General features: G+C 67.8%; 13 protein-coding genes. 7 read left to right on the forward strand and 6 right to left on the reverse strand.

Going from position 1 to position 19,169, the window contains the following annotated elements; all coding sequences use genetic code 11:
- Positions 1-152: 152 nt before the first annotated feature.
- On the forward strand, positions 153-797 hold the full coding sequence (locus LZ199_RS27505; protein ID WP_253996735.1) for a pyridoxamine 5'-phosphate oxidase family protein: 645 nt from the start codon (positions 153-155) through the stop codon (positions 795-797).
- A gap of 13 nt (positions 798-810) precedes the next feature.
- Here LZ199_RS27505 and LZ199_RS27510 read toward each other — a convergent pair whose 3' ends face one another.
- The 3 genes from LZ199_RS27510 to LZ199_RS27520 all read right to left on the reverse strand — a co-directional run bounded on the left by LZ199_RS27510 (position 811) and on the right by LZ199_RS27520 (position 5,388).
- Positions 811-3,696, reverse strand: coding sequence for an eCIS core domain-containing protein (locus LZ199_RS27510; RefSeq protein WP_253996736.1), 2,886 nt, complete (start codon positions 3,694-3,696; stop codon positions 811-813).
- A gap of 326 nt (positions 3,697-4,022) precedes the next feature.
- Positions 4,023-4,763 carry an Imm49 family immunity protein gene (locus LZ199_RS27515; RefSeq protein ID WP_253996737.1) on the reverse strand — a complete coding sequence of 247 codons (741 nt, stop codon included), beginning with the start codon at positions 4,761-4,763 and terminating at the stop codon, positions 4,023-4,025.
- A gap of 16 nt (positions 4,764-4,779) precedes the next feature.
- Positions 4,780-5,388: an imm11 family protein gene (locus LZ199_RS27520; RefSeq protein ID WP_407667254.1), complete on the reverse strand. Its 609-nt coding sequence runs from the start codon at positions 5,386-5,388 to the stop codon at positions 4,780-4,782.
- A 679-nt stretch (positions 5,389-6,067) separates the two neighbouring features.
- Here LZ199_RS27520 and LZ199_RS27525 point away from each other — a divergent pair.
- Positions 6,068-7,396 carry a carboxypeptidase-like regulatory domain-containing protein gene (locus LZ199_RS27525; RefSeq protein ID WP_253996739.1) on the forward strand — a complete coding sequence of 443 codons (1,329 nt, stop codon included), beginning with the start codon at positions 6,068-6,070 and terminating at the stop codon, positions 7,394-7,396.
- A 63-nt stretch (positions 7,397-7,459) separates the two neighbouring features.
- On the opposite strand, the gene LZ199_RS27530 is transcribed toward LZ199_RS27525, so the two are convergent.
- Positions 7,460-9,826 (reverse strand): hypothetical protein, encoded by a 2,367-nt coding sequence (locus LZ199_RS27530; protein ID WP_253996740.1) that lies wholly within the window; start codon positions 9,824-9,826, stop codon positions 7,460-7,462.
- Positions 9,827-10,105: 279 nt separating this feature from the next.
- Between LZ199_RS27530 and LZ199_RS27535 the strand changes: the two genes are divergently transcribed.
- Positions 10,106-10,537: a hypothetical protein gene (locus LZ199_RS27535; RefSeq protein ID WP_253996741.1), complete on the forward strand. Its 432-nt coding sequence runs from the start codon at positions 10,106-10,108 to the stop codon at positions 10,535-10,537.
- Positions 10,538-10,606: 69 nt separating this feature from the next.
- Complete coding sequence (locus LZ199_RS27540) at positions 10,607-11,161, forward strand: hypothetical protein (protein ID WP_253996742.1); 555 nt, start codon at positions 10,607-10,609, stop codon at positions 11,159-11,161.
- A gap of 119 nt (positions 11,162-11,280) precedes the next feature.
- On the opposite strand, the gene LZ199_RS27545 is transcribed toward LZ199_RS27540, so the two are convergent.
- On the reverse strand, positions 11,281-12,084 hold the full coding sequence (locus tag LZ199_RS27545) for a hypothetical protein (RefSeq protein ID WP_253996743.1): 804 nt from the start codon (positions 12,082-12,084) through the stop codon (positions 11,281-11,283).
- Between the two features lie 137 nt (positions 12,085-12,221).
- Positions 12,222-12,416, reverse strand: coding sequence for a hypothetical protein (locus tag LZ199_RS27550; RefSeq protein WP_253996744.1), 195 nt, complete (start codon positions 12,414-12,416; stop codon positions 12,222-12,224).
- Positions 12,417-12,653: 237 nt separating this feature from the next.
- Here LZ199_RS27550 and LZ199_RS27555 point away from each other — a divergent pair, with 237 nt between their 5' ends.
- From LZ199_RS27555 to LZ199_RS27565, 3 genes are all read left to right on the forward strand, one after another.
- The gene (locus tag LZ199_RS27555) at positions 12,654-15,869 is read left to right on the forward strand and encodes a lantibiotic dehydratase (protein ID WP_253996745.1); all 3,216 of its coding nucleotides are present in this window, start codon (positions 12,654-12,656) and stop codon (positions 15,867-15,869) included.
- A gap of 115 nt (positions 15,870-15,984) precedes the next feature.
- Positions 15,985-16,935: an efflux RND transporter periplasmic adaptor subunit gene (locus LZ199_RS27560; protein WP_253996746.1), complete on the forward strand. Its 951-nt coding sequence runs from the start codon at positions 15,985-15,987 to the stop codon at positions 16,933-16,935.
- The gene (locus LZ199_RS27565) at positions 16,928-19,162 is read left to right on the forward strand and encodes a peptidase domain-containing ABC transporter (protein WP_253996747.1); all 2,235 of its coding nucleotides are present in this window, start codon (positions 16,928-16,930) and stop codon (positions 19,160-19,162) included. Before LZ199_RS27560 ends, LZ199_RS27565 begins: the two co-directional genes overlap by 8 nt.
- Positions 19,163-19,169: the final 7 nt, after the last annotated feature.

The following is a 19,169-nucleotide window of genomic DNA, read 5'->3' on the forward strand; positions in this document are numbered from 1 at the left end:
ACGCAAAAATGGATTGCACTGACTGCTCATTCTCATCGACGGGGCAGGGCGCCATGTTCCTGGTGTGGTGGCACGAACCGCCTCCACGGGGCGCGGGGACGGCTTCTCTGCCGTTCACCCCCACGCCTGCTGAGCACGAAAGGAGACGAACGATGCGCGGCTTTTCGGAAATCGCCTTCACTCCCCAGGTGAAGGCCGCCCAGGAGCGGATGGGGAGTCGTCGCTCCTACGCGCGTCTGGAGCAGGGCCCGAGCACCCCCGACACACTCGGCGAGGACGAGGTGGGCTTCCTCGGCGAGCGTGACAGCTTCTACATGGCCAGCATCGGAGAGTCGGGCTGGCCCTACATCCAGCATCGCGGTGGGCCCAAGGGGTTCGTGCACGTCCTCGACGAGCGGACGCTCGCCTTCGCCGACCTGCGAGGCAACCGGCAGTACATCTCTGTCGGCAATGTCGCGAGCGACGAGCGCGTCGCGCTCATCTTCGTCGACTATCCAAACCGCGCGCGACTCAAGGTCCTGGCACGCGCCACGACGGTGACGCGCGCCGACGACCCGGAGACCTTCTCCCGCGTCGCGGGAAACGCACCGGCCGAACGCATCTTCGTGCTGCATGTCGAGGGACTGGACTGGAACTGCCCTCAGCACATCACCCCACGCTTCACGGAGGACGAGGTGCGCGAGCTGACGAATCCCTTGATGGAGCGGCTCCAGTCCCTGGAGCGCGAGAACGCATCGCTTCGCGAGCGTCTGGGAAAGAGCGCGAACAAGAGCGGGCCGCCAGCGAAGACGCCGTGAATCTTGGTGAAGGTCACCTGTCGATTCGCTCCCAATGCCCCGGTGACTTGTAGAGGGCGAGGTCGGTCGCGGCCAGCACCCCCTGCAGCGCCTCTGCCTGCCCGCCCTCGTCGTAGTTCACCTGCTGGATTCCGTGGCCGTCGGCGATCTGCAGCTCGCCGTTCCAGGACACCACGGCCACGCGGATGCCCTTCAACTGGCAGTACTGGACCAGTTCATCGTCCCCGGCGTAGATGCCGGGGACCTCCTGCATCGAGGCGTAGACGTCGTTGGGGACCTCGTCGCGGTCGGCCATCAGCCGGTGCGCGGACGTGGTGGTTCTCGGCGTCTGATGGAGGGCGGCAATCATGTTCCAGGCGTTGATGTTGTCCCGGTCCTGAGGCATCTGCCGCCTCACGTCGGCGATTTGGCGCCGCAGCGCGAGGACCTCGGTGGCGTCCAGGTCGTGTCCCTCCAGGGCGTGGAACAGGCAGTCTCCGCCTCCTTCATTCCGCCTGAGAGGGAACTCGTCCGCCGGGAAGCCGCGACGAACGGATTCGGAGCCACCCTCCTGCTTCTTCGTCGCTGAATCGGCACCGACATGCATCAAGTCGAGGTCTACCTCGTCCCTGCCGTGCTCGTCATCCCGCCCGCCAAGGCGGATGGCGCGGGGCACGGTGTCGAGCAGGCTTCGGAACGCGTTCCACCGCCGCATGTGTTCCCTGCCATGCTCACCGGCGTCCCACTCCCCGTCAGGAACGGAGCCTCCCGCCACCTCGGACATGGGGACGAACCCGCCCGGCGTCATCAGGTCGAGCGTTCCGTCCACCGAGGTCGGGTAGTGGAACGCCTTGTAGGGAACGCCGAAGTTCTGCGCCACGTCCAGTGTCTCGTGGAAGGTGTGGACCGGCGTCAGGCCCTGGTTGTACGTGCGCGCCCAAAAGGCGAACAGCGCGTAGGCCACCGCCGTCTTCTCCTCGTCGGAGCCTCCCACCCGCTCGACGAGTTGCAGCATCCGCGCCGTGGTCATCGAGCGCCCGGCGGTGATGGGCGCTGACATGAGCCGCGCGAGCAGCGTGTCCGGGTTGTTCTCCAGCCGGGTGCCGACGTTGCGCCGCCCCTTGGCCTTCGACGACTTGTCGATGTTCCCGACGGTGACGCGCTTCAGCTTGTCCTTGGCGCGCTCCTGCTGCTGCGTCTTGAGGTAGCTGGCAATCATTCCGTAGGGCGGCAGCTTCTGTCCCTCTTCCACGCGGCCCTCCACGGTCTGCTGGGGCGTCTGGTTGTCGTTGAAGCTGAGCTGTCCGAGGCCCTCGAACGCGAGCCTGGCCTTGCGGGCCTCGATTCTGCTCTCCAGCTCGGCGATCTCCCGCTCCAGGTCCTCCTTCTCATCGGGGGTCGAGGCCTGCGTCACCGCCTGCCGCAGACGCCCAATCCTGTCGAGGGCCGCGAGCGACTTCTCCGCCGCGCGGATTGCCCGTGTGATGGTCAGGTCGAGCAGGACTTCGTCGCGTTCCTGTTGGTCCACCTTCTTGGTGGCTCGGTAGTGCCGGACGCTCGGAGGTTTGCTTCCGGTGAACTCGGAGCGGTCCTCATCGAGCATGGTGGTTTCGAACGCCTTGTCGGGCGCATCCGGCAACACCGGCACGACGCCGAGCGTCTCGTGGAGCTTCGCCGCCATGGACCCGGCGCCCGACGAGCTCCAGCGCTCCATCAAGTCATGCAGGAAGGTGATTTGCGCGGTGATGACCTGCTTGTTCTCCGAGATGGCCCCGGTGGGCTCGCGCTTGTCGGTGTCCTTGAACACGCTGAAGAGGCTGGTGACGGTCTTCTGCCAGGAATAGCTGCCGACCAGGCGACGCTCCAGCGGTTCGACGAGCTGTCGGAAGTACGAGACCTCCGCCCCCATGAACTCGTCGACCTTCTCCCGGAGGGATTCGAGTTGCGTCCTCACCCAGTCGTCGTTGTTGACGAGGTCGGCCAGCTGGCCTTCGAACGCCAGGTTCTTCTGGTATTGGGGATGCGTTTCATGCGCCAGGGCGAGCGCCAGCTCCTCGATGGACTCGAACTCCTTCCACTCGGCCCGCTCGTCGACGCCCGTGGTCGAGGCGACCGCCGTCGTATGCGCGCCAATCCAGCGGGCGAGGGTCCTCGCTATCTGACCTTCATTCTTGAGGGCATGTTCCTTCAGGCCCTTCCACGCGGCGACATTCTTGGAGCTGACTCCGTCCTCAGGGGTGGCCTTGTCCGGCAGTTCCAGGAGGTACGCCATCACCTTGGCCAGGACATCGTCGTAGTCGTCCATCGTCAGGAGCCGCTTCATCGTCGAGCCCGAGAACAGGTGGTACCAGGACGTGGGCGTCCTCCCCAGGATGACGGAGCGTTGCACCGTGCCGCCCGCGGATGCGACTCGCTGCGTGGGTTGCGCGTCGTTCTCCACCCTGCTGGAGGCGGCGCGCGCGCCCATGCGGTCCGCCTCCGCCTCCAGGGTGGCTTCGTCGTTCAAGGCGACGCCCTGGGTCTGCGCTGTCGGCGAGACACGCCCTTGGGCCTGCTGCACGACGTGCCAGGCCTCGTGAGGCAGGTTGCGCTCCTGACCGGGGGCCAGATGGATGTCGGTCCCCTGAGCGTAGGCGTGGGCCTGGAGCTGCGCGGGCTGGGAGGAGTTGTAGTGCACCTGGACCGCGTCCATGGACTTGCCGGAGAGCGACTCGATGCCGGCCTTGAGGGTGTCGGGCAGGCCCGTGCGGTTCTTCTTCCGCTGCACGGGTGGGGGTGACAGCGCGCTCGCCAGCTTCGCCTGGGCGGTGACGCGTGGACTCCGGTCGTACATGGACTGGAGTTGCATCAACGAGGCGACCCTCGGGCCCTGGGGCAGCGAGGGGCCCGCGGCGGTGCCTTCCGAGGGACTGTCGCTCACGCCGCTCCTGGCGGCGTGTTCGTGCTCGGGCCTGGTGTCCGGAACCCCCTCGGCTTTCGACGCGAACGTTTTCAAGCAAGGCCTTCCGGAGGGTCGAGGCGCGGCGAAGCACCGCTCCCTCAACGCCATTCTGATATCTGTGGGTGCGCCTGGAAGTGTGACAGCCCATGAGGGGCGCGGAAAGGAGCGGGGACGTCGCTCCCATGGGACTGACCTGCCGGGGGAGATTCGTCCACCGTTTCGAGCTGGCTGCCTGGATAGGCACCCGTGCAGTCATCTCACGAATTCGTTGTCACACCCGCGTTGACAGGTTCCGGACCCCTGCCTCAGTCCCTCCATCGCGCCAGGGACGGCATGAGCTTGTGCTCTGGCTCTGTCTGGAGTCCCGCCGCCTTCGCCAGACGAAGCAGGGCCAGTCCCTCAATGAAGACATAGCGCTCCGTATGGTTCTCCAGGGTAGGGGAGAAGCGTGTCGCCGCGAGTTCGTCGCAGCGCCGCTGGTGTTCGCTGGCTGCTTCCACCAGCGCGACCTCGAAGGCGTGGGCATCCCGCTCGAAGAGCGCTCGGCACAGGCGTTGGCGGGGCTCCCATTCGGGGTCCAGCCTGGCCATCCGGTCAAGCAGCGCCTCTTGCTGCTCCAGTCCTTGGTCGCCGTCAAGCAGCAGGGCGTGGAGGAAGCGGCCGTAGACGAAGTCCTCCTCGTACTCCTCGCCGGGTATCCATTGCTCCGGCGCCAGGCGCGCCATCTCCCGTGCAAGAGGGACTTGTCCGGCGACCAGCGCGTCGCAGAAAGGGTGGAAGTTGCCAGTCCCCGCGAAGCGTGTGGCCTGCCCGCTGTCCCTCGCTTCGCGCAACAGTCGGGCATGGGCCTCAGCCGACAGGGTCAAGTGGCTGAAGAATCCGTCGGTGTCCGCCTCCGCCAGCAGCAAGGCGATTCCCAGCATGCGTTCATGCCGAGAAACCTCGTGCAGCCGCCGCGCGTGCTGAGCCGGCGACGCTGCTGGCTTGCCCAGGGCCTCGCGCAATGGCTCCAACTCGAGGCTGAGGTTGAGGATGACGGTGCGCATGGGGCAGGTCTTGGACTCAGAGGTCGTAGTTGTCCTTGAGTCTGAGCTCCGCGCCGTAGTCCTCCATGGGCATGAACTTCATGCCCGTGCAGCCGGCATGGAGGATGGCGCGAGCCAGGTCCTCTCGGACGACGACCAACTCCGTGTTCTCCCCCAGCCGGAAGAGCTTCGTGTCTGGCCCCAGCCTGCCAGGGTCCAGCACCAGTCTCTCGAAGTCGCGGAGCCTGTCCTTGAACAGTTCGTTCACGGTGAAGACCGAGCGCGCCCGGTCTACGCACGACACCACGTCGAGCAGGTTGGCCACGTAGTAGGGCTCTGGCACGAGCTTCTTCTTGTGGTTGCGCAGCTTCACGGGCAGGAACTCGAAGCGGGCACCCGCGCTGGAGACGAGGATGTCCCGGAGCTTCTCCGAGACGATGTGCAGGCCCAGCACGTTGCGGACGGAGTCCCCTGGCTTCATGCCGCCATTGGGCGCGAAGTCGAAGACAACGTCGGAGGGGAACCAACTGCTCACCGGAACGCCCTTGGTGAGCATGTAGCTCTTGGCGTCGATCTCCTTGGGAAGCTTCATGAGCCTCACGAGGGAGTCGTCATCGTCTTGTTCGGTCCAAGGGTGGCAGTTCATGAGGGCACGGGGCTGCTTGGGAGCCTAGACACTATCATTCACCGTCCTGGCTCCCGCGTTCGCCAGCAGCTTCCAGTACTTCTCCTGAAGGGACATCAGCCGTTTGGTCGCCCGCGCTCGTGACATGCGGAGGGCCCTCACGGAGGCAGGAACACGTTCAGCATGAACGTCGCTGCCTTGGCATCCCGGTCACTGAATGCAAGGTCGATTGCCATGGCAACTGGGAGTCGAAGCATACACAGACACCCTGAGCGAGCCGGTCCCCGTGCCGTTGGCCTGCACGAAGCGGGTGTTGGCGCTGTCGAGCCGAGCGTAATCCCCAGACCCGTCGCCATTATTGAAGTCAGCCACGGCGGGGCAGTCGTGCGGATGGGAGGAGCAGAGGGCGGCGAGGGGATGAACAACTTCCCCCCAAGCAGGGATGAGCTGTCGTTGGAGGACCGCCCAGCCTTCGGAGCGTCCGGCGAGCCGCAAGAGGGCCCCTTTGCCGCCCTGCGCCATCGAGTGGGCGGGCACGAGCGACCCGGGGTGAATCGTCGACCACTCAACACTCACCTGTCCTTTCGGGCATACCCGGAGTGTGTGCTTCTTCACTTTTTCATTACGGTGTCCTCGCCGTGCCGGCCGGCGCCAGTCCTTGGTCCCCGGCCGCCGTAAACGCAGCCGAGGAGAACCTGTCATGACGATGAGGAATTGGTGTCTCGCAGTCCTGGCGCCCGCGGTGCTTTCGTTCGGGTGCCTTGAAGGTCCCGCGGTAGAGCCTTCGCAGAAGGCTCCCGGGGAGGTGCTCGAAGGGACGGTGTCGCAGGAGCTGGCGACCTTCACCGGCACCGTGGTGGACCCCAGCGGCCAGCCGATTGCCGGCGCCACGGTGGTCATCAACGGCATCAACCGGACCACGGACACGGCGGGCAAGTACTTCGTGTCCGTCACCAACACGAACGGCTACGTCATCAGCGTGAGCAAGTCGGGCTTCGCGCCGGATACGGACTACCTGAGCGCGAGCCGGCTCAACATCACCCACGTCCTGCCGCGCGCGCCCATCAAGCAGTTCAGCTCGACGCAGAACATCGTCATGGAGACGGGCGGCCTGGTGGTGAACATCCCCGCGGGCTCCCTGGTCAACGCCGCCGGCCAGCCGGTGACGGGCACGGTGCTCGTCTCCGCCGCCACCTACGGTCCGCGTGACATGCCCGGTGACTACACGGCGGTGAACCAGAATGGCCAGACAGTCGCCCTGGAGTCCGTGGGCGCCTTCTTCATCGGCGCGACCACCGCGGATGGCCAGGCGCTGAACCTGGCCAAGGACCGGACCGCCCAGGTCTCCATCCGCGTTCCTCAGGCGGCCGGCGGGGTGATGCCGGCCTGCGTGTTCACGGGGGCCTGCCGTGCCGCCGCGTGGCGGTTCGATGCCACCATCAACCGCTGGGTGGAGCAGCGTGCCAACTTCCGCCCGGACAGCTCCGGCAGCACCTTCACGCTCATCGGCGGACCGGCGTCCACGCCCAGCTCGGTCGTCCCCTCCAACGGCGGCCTCGGCACCTGGAACATCGACCTGGAGTTCACCAACCCCGCCTGCACCATCGTCGAGTTCGTGGGCTTCCCCGCGAGCTGTTACGACATCAAGCTGAACCTCGCGCTGCAGAACGCGAGCAACACCTTCGTGCCCTTCACGGACACGGTGACGCCGAGCATCCCCTTCGTCGTCCTCTACAACAGCCGCCCGAACGTGGACCAGGAGGTGGGCATCGAGTTCCCGGTCGGTGCGCCCGCGAGCTGCGCCGCCACGCTGACCATCTTCTCCAACCCCAACCCGTCGAATCCCACCTACCCCATCTACACCCCGACGGGCGGCTTCACCCGGTTCAACTCGGGCGCGCCGTGGCCGTGGCTCCCCGGCCAGGGGGGCTTCCCCAAGTCGACCGTCAACCCGGCGAACGACATCACCCTGACGGACGTGGTGAACGGCACCCATCCGTGCAACTCGACGGTGACGTTCATCTACTAGCGAGCTGAGCCGGAAACACCGGCGCGGCCTTTGACGGGGCCGCGCCGGGACTCACCCGTCACCTCAGGTCGGCGTGGTGCAGGTGCAGGTGCTGGCGGGCGCGTAGCAGGCGTTGCTGCTGGCGGGGACGATGGAGTAGCAGTGCTGGCGTCCCGCCATCACCTCCGTGTCCGTGTACGTGGTGCCGGTGACGGTGGCGACCTTCGCCTTGCCGAAGTTGCACGCGGCGAAGCCGTCGGACTTCATCACCCAGTACTGGTTGGCTCCGGCCACCGCGCTCCAGGACAGGGATGCCTGGCCGACACCCGGCGTCACCGCGAGGGTGGGCGCCGCGGTGGGGCCGCCCGAGCAGCCCGCATTGATGCGGGCCGGCGCGGAGCAGGCGATGTTGTGGCGGGCGAAGGCGGCGTGGATGGCCGACATGTGCGGCGTGCCGTCGACGATGTTGCCGTTGTCGTCGTCCGCGGCCAGCCACTGCATGTAGCCGTTGGTGGCGGCACAGCCGCTCGACGTGCCGAGCGTACAGTCACAGGCGTGCCAGGTGCCGATGTTGCCGCTGCCCTGGTAGAACAGCTTGTTGCCCATGATGTTGGCCGTGTTGGCGTCGTAGTTGAAGGGCGCGGCGCGCAAGTCGCGAGCGACCAGGTCCCACGCCGCCTGACGGACGGGAGACGCCGCGCAGTGGACCTGCCTGCCGCACGGTCCGCCGCCGCCGCCGCACCGGCCACAGACGAAGTTCTGCGGCGTGGCGGGCGTGTTGGGCACCTGGGCCGCCCAGTCCGCGTCACGCACGCCCGAGCAGCGGCTGGCGCACCAGGGCGCGCCCGTCTGGGCCTCGTTCACGTTGTAGCCCGTGCCGTCCGGCGTCATGCCGCAGCCCTGGTCCACGGTCTGGAAGAAGCCGTGGCCCACGCACGACGTGGGAAGCCGGTAGATGGCCGCGATGTCCGCGTAGGCCTCGCTGGAGTTCGACAGCGTGCCGGCGACGTCGTTGTCGTCCATGCCATGGCCCCACTCGTGGTCGAACACGGCGGCGATTTCGCCCGTGTTCCGGCACCCGCCGCCGCTGCGGAAGAAGTTGACCGTGGACCCGGTCCAGAAGGCGTTGCAGGTGCTGACGATGTTCATGTTGGAGGTGAGCTGGCCGTTGAGCCACGCGTTGGTGGGCAGCCAGCCTCGGGCAATCTGGGCAATCCGGTTCAGCTCGTAGAAGGAGCTGCGCGACGCGGAGGTGTTGCCCAGCGAGAAGCCCGGCGAGGCGCAGTCGTGCTGCGTCGTCACGCCGCCCAGGTCGATGGTGCCCGCGGCGGAGGCGGTGACGGGGCCGCAGTTGTCCTGGATGCGGATGTACTTGCCGTTGAGCGTGGTGGTGGTGGTGCCCGCCGTGTAGTTGAAGACGCCGGCGCTGTCCGTGTAGTCGTCCGGCGCCGCGAAGCCGGTGTCGGCCCAGGGCATGGGCGTGTTGGCGAAGCTCACCCCGCACGTCGCCGTGGCGGTGCAGGACTCCGTGTTGGTCAGCGGGAAGGCGCCGCCCTTGATGGTCTCGTCGAAGTAGTGGTTGTCGTCCTCGAGCGACAGCACCTCGCCGCGGGTGGCGTCGACGGTGACCTTCCAGCGCTGGTGCTCACCCGGCTGCTGGAAGCCGTAGCTCCACACGAGCTGGTGGCCGTAGGACTCGCCGAAGCCCGCGCCCTGGCGGGCCACGGGGACGATTTCGAGCGTGGGCTGCTTCCAGAGCGTCGGGGGGCTCTCATAGATGCCGAAGCGCTCGAAGCCCGTCATCATCGCCTGCTCGGCGGCGAGCAGCGGGAGGGGTGAGATGCCCACGTTGGCCCAGGACTCGGTGCCCATCAGCACCAGGTTGCCGTGGCTGATGGTGGCCGCCAGGCGGCCGTAGCGGACGGGGATGCCCTTGAGCTGCTGGGGGATGGAGACCTGCCACAGGTGCTCGGAGATCTGCTCGACGCGGGGCTCTCCCAACTGGAGCACGTCCACGCCGAGCGCGGCCTGGTTGGTGCCGACGAAGCGCAGGACCAGGTCCCCCACGACGGCGGAGTCCACCCGCGCGACGCCGCGCCCGAGCTGCTGGCGCACGCTCTCCAGCGTGAGCTTGTTGCCCACGCCGGTGCCCGGGATGAGGGGAATGGAGCCCATGACGTTGGCGGCCGTGCCCGTCTGGGCATCGACGTAGACCTGGAAGCCGCGGCCGTTGCGCGCGAAGAAGTCATCCCACGCGCTGGCGCTCGCGCGGCTCAGCTTCGGCAGCGCCTCCTCGAGCGACAGCTGTCCGCTGGGGATGGTGAGCTCGGGCTTGAAGAAGGCCTGGCTCGCCAGTGAGCCCGGCGCGGATGGCGCTTCCGGCTTGAACGCCCATGCGGGCGCCGCCAGCAGCGCGGTAAGGCAGACGGCGGACTTCAAGACATGGTGCATGTAATGGCTCCCTCGGCAGTGTTTGACTGTCTGGAACGAGGGACGACCGACGCCAGGGATGGCGCCAGTAATCCCCGAGTTCCTTATATTTTACACTTCACTCGGGGTGTGCCCTGGAGGGCGTGAGAAGTGTCGGCTGGTGGACAGTCCCCGGACGGGTTGTCCAGGTGGAGGGCTCGCACGGCGGGGAGCGCCTGGAAGGGGCGACAGCTTGGAGCCCGCTCCCAGGTCCGGCTAACCTTGGAGGTCGTACTTCACCGCCGATGGAGCTGGTCCGTCATGTCCGAGCAGAAGCCCCGCCTCACGCGTCCCGTGGAGAATGTCCGCGCCGAGCTGCTCGCGGACCCGGACACCCAGCGCATCGCCAAGTCGGTGGGGATGGAGCTGGCGGCCTACGTGGAGCTGGTGCTCGACTACGCGACGCACCCGGAGAAGGAGCCGGTGCTGAAGGTCGTCCCGGACGAGGCGCTGCGGGCCGCCGGGTATGATCCGCCGTCCATCCAGGAGGTGGGGGAGTTCTTCAAGAGCGCCGCCCGAGGGGAGCTGGGCCTGGGGCCGCCGTCCTCCTACTCCACGGGCTTCGAGGCGAACCCGTCCGGCTCCCAGAACAAGCCCTCCCTGCGGGGCGACGGGAATCAGCCGCGGGCCGAGGTCGATGAGGCCAAGGGCCAGGCCCTCCTCAAGGACCTGCCCCCAGTGCCTGAGCTCTAATCCGGCGGACGCAACTCTCCCGCCAGGTCCTCGATAATCAGGTAAACCTACATTTCACGAGGAAATCCCATGTCCGTCGGCGGCTCCAGTGGCGCGGGTGGTAGCAACGGCGCGAACAGCGCGAGCAACTCCGCGAGCAACGCGGCCAGCAAGGCCGCTGACGCCGCGAGCAAGGCCGCCAGCAGCATCAGCAACGCGCTGGGCGGGCTCGGCAAGGCGCTGGGGGGCCTGGGCGGACTGGCCAAGGGGATTGGCGACGCGCTCGGCAAGGTCTCCGAGGCGCTCGGCAAGGTCTCCGGCCTGCTGGACAAGGGGCTCAGCGCCATCACCGGGCCGCTGAAGGACATCGTCGGCAAGGCGCTGGACAACCTGCCGTTCGGCATTGGCCAGCTGGCAAAGCCTTTCGCGGACAAGTTCATCGACAACGGACTGTCCATGGTGGCAGGTGGCCCGCTGGCGGGCGTGAGCAGCATGCTCGGCCAGGCGCAGAACGTGGGCAAGCTGGCGGACACCGTGGAGACGGTCCGCAATGCCGCCACCGTGGCGGGCGACATCGCGCAGGGCAAGTTCAACGCCCAGCAGCTCGCCGCCTTCGCGCAGTCCCAGTTGATGCGCGGTCAGTAGGACTTGCCGGGAGCCCTTTGAGGCTCTCCGTGCACCTGGCCCCGGTGTTCCATGCTCTCGCATGGGGCCCGGGGCTTTTTCGTGGGCGAAGAAGAGGGCAGGGCGCGTCGCCGTCCCCTCTACGGGACCTGGCTCGGAGCGGCGCTGTTTGACGTTGAGGCGACATAGGTTCCGAGCGTCTTGTCGCCAACGGGTGTCTCTCGAACAAGCTCCAGGTTCATCGCCTTGACGGTGCGCTTTACAAGACGGGCTTGTGCTTGCGACAGGTTTTGGGGCCCTACGATGACTGTTTCGTCCCAGGCACGCTGGGCCAACATGATATCGCGTCCCAGATTTTCGGCCCTGGGCACATATTGAGAGAGGTTCATCTGGGTGAGGAGGTCCTTTGCTACGACCTCAAGTCGCGCTCGAGCCCTGTGCCAGGGGCGCTTGATGGTCTCTTCGTCGATGGGCAGGGAAAAGATGTCTGTTTTTTCCTGGTTGATTGACTGCATGCCGAGGTGGCGGATTCGAGCGATGCCGTGGCTGGGTGCTGCCGGTGCATGGCCTTCCAGGAGCGATGCAGCGAAGTGCGCCTCCTCACCGCAGAAGACCACCCAGCCCGCGATGCGTCTCAGCTCCTTCCTCAAGCGGTCAAGATTTGCTGTCTGTCTTATCTGCTGTCTTGAGGGCAGGGTGTCGCCATCCTGCTCGGAGTACATGACTCCGTCGTGGGCGTTGGTGATGGTCAATTGCTCGCGGGCAGGGATGTCGGGCACACCCCATTCCCGTAGTATCTCCAGGAATCGATGCAGGTTCTGCCCCGTGTCTCCGGCGGCGGGCCGTTTGTGGAATTGCTCCAGCCAGCCGGGGCAGGCGAAGACAAAGGCAATGTGAGTGTTGGTGCCTTTCTCGAAGTGGGGTGTGTTTTGGGGCCTTCCCAAGGTGCATCTCTCCTGCGGGATTCTCTGTTCACTCGACCAGCCCTTGATGGGCGGGCACGGCAGGCAGTGTGAAGGTTGCCTGCCGTGAGGGTTCTACCGCACACGATGCAAGGGGTTTCGCGCGTGCGTGGCTTGAATCACAGCGTCCGCGTACGCGGCCCCACGGTGGGCTGCACCGTCTTCGAAGGGCTGTTGCCGATATCGATGTCGATGACACCGAAGCCAGGCGTCGCGCCGCCCACCGCGCCATCCAACTGGGGCAGCTCGGCGGATTCGAGCGTGCGCAGGGTCTCCTTCTTGAGGGCGGGCTTCTTCGAGGGTCGGGTGCTCATGGCTGGGTGCTCCGGGTCGAGATGAGTGATGGCACACCGCACGCCCCACGGGTCGCACGGGACATCCGAGCCTAAGTCACGCAAAACAACAGCCTCAAGGAATAACTGTGCCGTTGCTGTATGGTGGAAACCGAGGGTTCCTTCTCCGAAACCACATCGGCCCGTCACATGCCTCCCCGACCTTCCCCCTCGTCTGACATGCGTGAGCACGCAGAGGGGCGGACGCGCCCCGGACGCGTGTCTCCCTTCGTCGCCGCGGACTTCTTCGTCCTCCGCACCCCGTTGCTGCCCTTCGACGCGCTCACGTCGTGGAGCGAGGGACTGGAGGGCCCGGAGGCCGCGCCGCGCGACCTTGAAGCGGCGCTCCAGAAAGACACGTCGCGGCTGCGCGCTCGCCTGCGCCAGTGGGTGGAGATGCCGCTCATCCAGGAGGCGCTCTTCATCGCGTCCCCCGCGCTGGTGGAGAGCCTGCACTACTGGCTGGAGAACGCCGACTCCGAGCAGGGCCGCAAGGTTGAACGGACCCTCGTGCGCTACTTCGCGCGGATGGCCGGGCGTGGCACGCCCTTCGGGTTGTTCGCGGGGCTCTCCGTGGGGCGGCCAGGCGCGGTGACACGGTTGCGCCTCTCGCCGCGTGAAGAGCTGCGCCGCCACACCCGCCTGGACATGGACTACGTCTGCGCGCTCGTGGAGAAGGTGCGGCAGGAGCCCGGTGTCCGCGCCCAGCTCTCCTACGTCCCCAACTCCAGCCTGTACCTGACCGCGGGGCGGCTGCGTTACATGGAGATGCGCCACACCGGACGCGAGCGCACCTACCACCTGGTGGCCGTGGAGCCCTCGTCGTACCTGGACGCCACGCTGGCGCGGGCTCGGGGTGGCGCGTCCCTGGAGTCGCTGGCGGAGGCGCTCACCCAGGATGACGCCGACGTCGGACTGGAGGACGCACGGGCCTTCATCGTGGAGCTCATCGAGTCCCAGGTCCTGGTCCCCACCTGGGCTCCGCCGCTCACCGGCCCCGAGCCCATCCCCGCGCTGCTGGCGTCATCCGAGGGCCTGTCCGCGCTGGAGCCCACGCGCACGAAGCTGACCGCCGCGCACCAGGCGCTGAGTCGCATCGACGCCGCGCCTCCCGGCGTCCCCATCGAGTCCTACCGCGAGGTGGCCCGCATGCTCGAGGGACTGCCCGTGCCCGCGGAGCTGCCGCGCCTCTTCCAGGTGGACATGCTCCGCCCCGCGCAAGAGGCCTCGCTCTCCCCCTGCGTGGTGGAGGCGTGCGAGCGCGCTGTCGACGTGCTCCACCGCATCTCCGTGAACAACGGGGCGGTGTCACCGCTCGCGCGCTTCCAGCAGCGCTTCGTGGCGCGGTACGAGACGCGCGCAGTGCCGCTCTTGGAGGCGCTCGACGAAGAGACTGGCGTCGGCTTCGCGGCGGATGGCGGCACGAGCAGCGGCACCGGCCCGCTCCTCCAGGGCTTCGCCTTCCCGCGCCAGGAGGGAGACTGGCGCTTTCCTGGTGGGGCGCACTGGCGCCATCTGCTGACCCGGCTGGAGTCCTGTTGGCGTGAGCAGTCGCGAGAGCTCAACCTCACGGAGGATGACCTCCGCGCGCTGGAGTCCAAGGACGCGCCGCCCTTGCCGGAGGCCTTCTCCATCGTCGCGACGGTGGTGGGCGCCAGCACCGAGCAGGTGGACAACGGCGCCTTCCGAATCATCCTGGAGAGCCTCTCCGGTCCCTCGGGCGCGGTGATGGTCGGGCGGTTCTGCCACGCGGACCCTGCGCTGGAGGCGGCGACGCGTGACTACCTGCGCGCCGAGGAGGCCCTGAGGCCCGAGGCCGTCTTCGCGGAGGTGGTCCACCTGCCGCAGGGGCGCATGGGCAACGTCATCTGCCGCCCCGCGCTGCGCGAGCACGACATCGTCTTCCTGGGACAGTCGGGTGTGCCCCTGGAGCATCGGCTCGAGCTGTCCGACTTGTGGCTCTCCGTCGAGCAGGGCCGCCTGGTGCTCCGCTCCCGCAAGCTGGGGCGAGAGGTCATTCCCCGGATGTCCCATGCCCACAACTACTTCTCCCTCGGGCTCGGGGCGTATCGCTTCCTGGGGCAGCTCCAGCAGCAAGGAGTCCAGAGCCTGGCCTTCTCCTGGGGGCCGCTGGCACAGGCACCGTTCCTCCCCCGAGTGACGCACGGCCGGGTGGTGCTGGCGCTGGCGCGCTGGCGCGTGGAGTCGGACACGCTCAAGACGTGGGGGGCGGCGCAGGGCTCCGCGCGCTACGTGGCGCTCCAGCACTTCCGGAGGCAAGCCCGGCTGCCTCGCTGGGTCTGTCTCCAGGAGGGCGACAACCAGCTGCCCATCGACCTGGACAACGTGCTGAGCGTGGACACATTCGTCCAGCTCGCGCGCAATCGCCCCGGGGGCGTGACGCTGGAGGAGCTGTACCCCACGCCCGAAGAGCTCTGCGTCACCGGACCGGATGGTCGCTACATGCACGAGGTGGTGCTCCCGTTCCGTCGTCGCGAGCCGCTCGCGCGGACGCCTCACGCTGCTCCCTCGGTCCCCACCGCGTCCGTGCCGCGCACCTTTCCGCCTGGCTCCGAGTGGCTCTACGCGAAGCTCTACACGGGCACCGCCACCGTGGACCGGCTGCTCACCCTCACGCTCGCGCCGGTCCTCCGACGACTCACCGAGACAGGCGCTGTCTCCCACTGGTTCTTCCTGCGCTACGGCGACCCGGACTGGCACCTGCGCCTGCGGCTGCATGGCGCTCCGGAGCGGTTGTACGCGGAGGCGCTGCCCATGCTGCAGGCGGCGTGCGCGAGCGCGCTGGCCTCGGGTGAGGGTTGGAAGCTCCAGCTCGACACCTACGAGCGCGAGGTGGAGCGCTACGGTGGCCCGGTGGGAGTCACCCTGTCCGAGAGGCTCTTCGCGGCGGACAGCGAGGCCGTGCTGTCGCTGCTGGAGGCCCACCCTGGAGATGAAGGGGCCAGCCTGCGGTGGCGGCTGGCGCTGCTGGGCATGGACACGCTGCTGGACGCGCTCGGCCTGTCGCTGGAGCAGAAGCTGGCCGTGGCGAGTCGCTGCCGCAAGGGGTTTGGCACCGAGTTCCGCGTCGACGCGCGCTTCGAGGACCAGCTCAGCCAGCGCTTCCGCAAGGAGCGCAAGGGGCTGGAGTCGATGCTCGACGCGGCGCCCACGGACGCGGGGCCCTGGAAGGCGGGGCACGACATCCTGGCGCGGCGCGGGGCCCTGCTGCGGCCCCTCGCGGAGCAGCTCCTGGCGGCCGAGCGCGAAGGCCGGCTCACGCTCCCCGTGGCGGGGCTGGCGGAGAGCTTCCTGCACATGCACGTCAACCGGCTGCTGGCGAGCGACCAGCGCGCCCAGGAACTCATCCTCTACGACTTCCTGGCCCGGCTCTATCGCTCGCGGCTGGCGAGGACCCGCGAGGGCGGCGCATGAGACCGACGCCTCTCTCCGCGAGCGGCCCGCACGGTGAGTCGACGAGCAGGCGTCATGGTTGGTCGGCCGCGGCGCATTCGCTATCGTCCCGAGCCGTCGGACCGAGACCGCATCCATGAGTGAGCAACCGCACCAGTCGTCCCTCTTCCGACAGGAAGCGCTCGACCACTACGCACGCCCCGAGGTTCGGGGGACCGTGCTCCTCCTCGACCCGTTCTGGGCGCGCGTCACGTACTGGCTCGTCCTGGTGTTGGCGCTCATCCTGGGCGTGGTCCTCACCGTGGTGGAGATCAACGACTACGCGACGGGGCCCGTGCTCATCCAGGTCCGGGGCCTGGAGGACTTGACGGTCACGACAGCGGGGCGGGTCAGCAAGGTGCTCGTGAAGCGCGGGCAGTACGTCCAGGCGGGACAGCCGCTGGTGGAGCTGCACTCTCCGCTGGAAGAGGCCGAGCGCAGTCGCATGACGCAGGAGTTCCGCTCGCAGCTGGCCGCGGGCCTGATGAACCCGCTCGACGCCAGCTCGCGGCAGACGCTCTCCTCGCTGCGCAGCCAGGTGGACCTGAGCGAGGCGCGGCTGTCGGAGCGCGTGCTCCGAGCCTCCGTCAGCGGACGCATCCACGACGTCCGCGTGCGGGAGAACCAGTACCTGAGCGCGGGGCAGGCGGTGGCCTCCATCCTCCAGGACGGCTCGGAGGTGTTCGCGTTGGCGCTCGTGCCCGGGCAGTACCGGCCGATGCTGGAGCCCGGTCAGCAGATTCGGATGGAGGTGGCCGGCTTCCCCTACGTGTACCAGTACTTCCAGGTGACGTCCGTCAGCGACGAGCTGGTGGGACCCGCCGAGGTGCGGCGCTACCTGGGCCCCGGCCTGGGTGACGCGCTGCCGCTGCAGGGCCCGCACGTGGCGGTGGAGGGGCAGCTGCCGGGCGCGACGTTCGACGTCGATGGACGCAGCTACTCGTATTACACGGGCATGCCCGGCGTGGCCTGGGTGCGCGTGCGTGCGCGCAACGGCTGGCTGACCTTGCTGCCCGTGCTCGAGCTCCTCGGAAGACCGCGTGGCTGAAGAAGACGACGACAAGGCAGGCTCCCTCTTCGACCGCTTCCCCGCGCTGGGCCGCATTGGCGAGCACCTGCGGCGCAAGCGCGTCCCCGTCGTGTCGCAGATGTCGGCCACGGACTGCGGCGCCGCGTGCCTGGCCATGGTGCTGGGCTACTGGGGTCGGCGCATCGACCTGGACGAGGTCCATGTCGCCACGGGCCTGTCGCTGCGAGGCGTCAGCGCGCTGGCCCTGCTGGAGGCCGGTCAGCGCTTCGGGTTGATGGGCCGGGCAGCGCGAGTGGACATCGACCAGCTGCACCTGCTGGAGCCCGCCACCATCCTCCACTGGGAGTTCCGCCACTTCGTCGTGTTCGAGCGGCTGACCTCCAAGGGCGTGGAGCTGGTGGACCCCGGCTTCGGCCGCCGCGTCGTTCCGATGGAGCAGTTCCGCAAGTCCTTCACGGGCGTCGCGCTGCTCTTCGAGCCGTCGGAGACCTTCGAGACGGGCGGCACGGAGCCCGGCCCCCGCCGCTACCTGCGGCTGCTCACGGAGCGCGGCACCACGCTCCGGCGCGTGGTGGTGATGTCGTTGCTCCTGCAGTTGTTCGCGCTCGCGCTGCCCTCGCTCACCGGCGCGGTGGTGGACCGGGTGGTCCCCAGTGGAGACACCACGCTCCTGGCCATCCTGGCGGGGGGCATGGGACTGCTGGTCGTCTTCCAGTTCGTCTCCTCGCTGGTGCGTGCGCATCTGCTGCTGCACCTGCGCACCTACCTGGATGCTCGGATGACGGTGGGCTTCCTGGACCACCTGGTGCGACTGCCGTTCTCGTTCCTGCAGCTGCGCTCGACAGGCGACCTGATGAGCCGGCTGAACAGCAACGCGACGGTGCGGGAGCTGCTCACGTCGGGGGCCCTGTCCGCGGTGCTGGATGGCACGCTCGTCATCGTCTACCTGGTGCTGTTGTTCTTCGGGAGCTGGCAGCTCGCCCTGCTCGTGCTGGGACTGGCGCTGCTGCAGGTGCTCGTCTTCCTCTTCGCGCGCAAGCGCCAGCGCGAGCTGATGTCGCGCAGCCTGGAGGTGAACGCCAGCTCGCAGAACTACGAGGTGGAGCTGTTCAACGGGATGCAGACGCTCAAGGCCATGGGGCTGGAGGACCGGGCCGTGCAGCACTGGTCCAACCTCTACGTGGACGTGCTCAACGTCTCGTTGGACCGGGGCCGGCTGTCGGCGCTGACCGACTCGTTCACCGCCATGCTGCGCATGGCCTCACCGTTGGCGACGCTGGCCGTGGGGACGTGGCTGGTGCTGGACCAGCGGCAGCTCTCGCTGGGAGAGATGCTGGCCATCAATGCCCTGGCTGGGAACTTCCTGACGCCCATCTCCAGCCTGGTGGCCACCGCGTTCCAGTTGCAGTTGGTGGGCAGCTACCTGGACCGCGTGGACGACATCCTCCAGGCCCGTCCCGAGCAGTCGGACGACACGCCTCGCCGCGCGCACAAGCTCCAGGGGGGCATCCAGGTATCCCACGTGTCCTTCCAGTATGGGAGCCGCTCCACGCCGGTGCTCCAGGACGTCAGCGTGGACATCCAGCCCGGGCAGTTCGTGGCGATTGTGGGCCGCTCGGGCGCGGGCAAGTCCACGCTGGCGAACCTCTTGCTCGGGCTCTACCTGCCGACGCAGGGGGACATCCGCTACGACGGCATCTCCCTGCGGGAGCTGGACTTGCGGGAGGTGCGGCGGCAGATGGGCGCGGTGCTCCAGAACCCCGCGCTCTTCCAGGGCGACATCCGGAAGAACATCGCCTACTCCGACCCCACGCTGCCGCTGGAGAAGGTGCTCGAGGCGGCCCGTCGCGCACAGATTCACGACGAGGTCATGGCCATGCCCATGAAGTACGAGACGGTCCTCAGTGACATGGGGCACTCGCTCTCGGGCGGGCAGCGACAGCGGCTCGCGCTGGCGCGTTCGCTGGTGCATGGCCCGGCCATTCTCCTGTTGGACGAGGCCACCAACGCGCTGGACACGAAGACGGAGCGGGCGGTCCAGGACGCCATCGCGGAGCTGAACTGCACGCGGGTGGTGATTGCCCATCGGCTGAGCACCATCCGCGACGCGGACCTCATCCTCGTCATGGAGCAGGGCCGGCTGGTGGAGCAGGGGACGCACGACGTGCTGATGGCGCTGCGCGGGCGCTACCACGACATGGTCGCCCAGCAGGACCGCGCCTCGCAGCAGAAGCTCGTGGGCTGAGGGGCGC

The organism is Myxococcus qinghaiensis, assembly GCF_024198215.1.
GTDB lineage: Bacteria > Myxococcota > Myxococcia > Myxococcales > Myxococcaceae > Myxococcus > Myxococcus qinghaiensis.

What these genes read in the sequence shown, in the direction of transcription:
- LZ199_RS27505 (WP_253996735.1), top strand. Translation starts at nt 153, where the DNA reads ATGCGCGGCTTTTCGGAAATCGCCTTCACTCCCCAGGTGAAGGCCGCC.
- LZ199_RS27515 (WP_253996737.1), bottom strand. Translation starts at nt 4,763, where the DNA reads ATGCGCACCGTCATCCTCAACCTCAGCCTCGAGTTGGAGCCATTGCGC.
- LZ199_RS27520 (WP_407667254.1), bottom strand. Translation starts at nt 5,388, where the DNA reads ATGAACTGCCACCCTTGGACCGAACAAGACGATGACGACTCCCTCGTG.
- LZ199_RS27525 (WP_253996739.1), top strand. Translation starts at nt 6,068, where the DNA reads ATGACGATGAGGAATTGGTGTCTCGCAGTCCTGGCGCCCGCGGTGCTT.
- LZ199_RS27530 (WP_253996740.1), bottom strand. Translation starts at nt 9,826, where the DNA reads ATGCACCATGTCTTGAAGTCCGCCGTCTGCCTTACCGCGCTGCTGGCG.
- LZ199_RS27535 (WP_253996741.1), top strand. Translation starts at nt 10,106, where the DNA reads ATGTCCGAGCAGAAGCCCCGCCTCACGCGTCCCGTGGAGAATGTCCGC.
- LZ199_RS27540 (WP_253996742.1), top strand. Translation starts at nt 10,607, where the DNA reads ATGTCCGTCGGCGGCTCCAGTGGCGCGGGTGGTAGCAACGGCGCGAAC.
- LZ199_RS27550 (WP_253996744.1), bottom strand. Translation starts at nt 12,416, where the DNA reads ATGAGCACCCGACCCTCGAAGAAGCCCGCCCTCAAGAAGGAGACCCTG.
- LZ199_RS27560 (WP_253996746.1), top strand. Translation starts at nt 15,985, where the DNA reads ATGAGTGAGCAACCGCACCAGTCGTCCCTCTTCCGACAGGAAGCGCTC.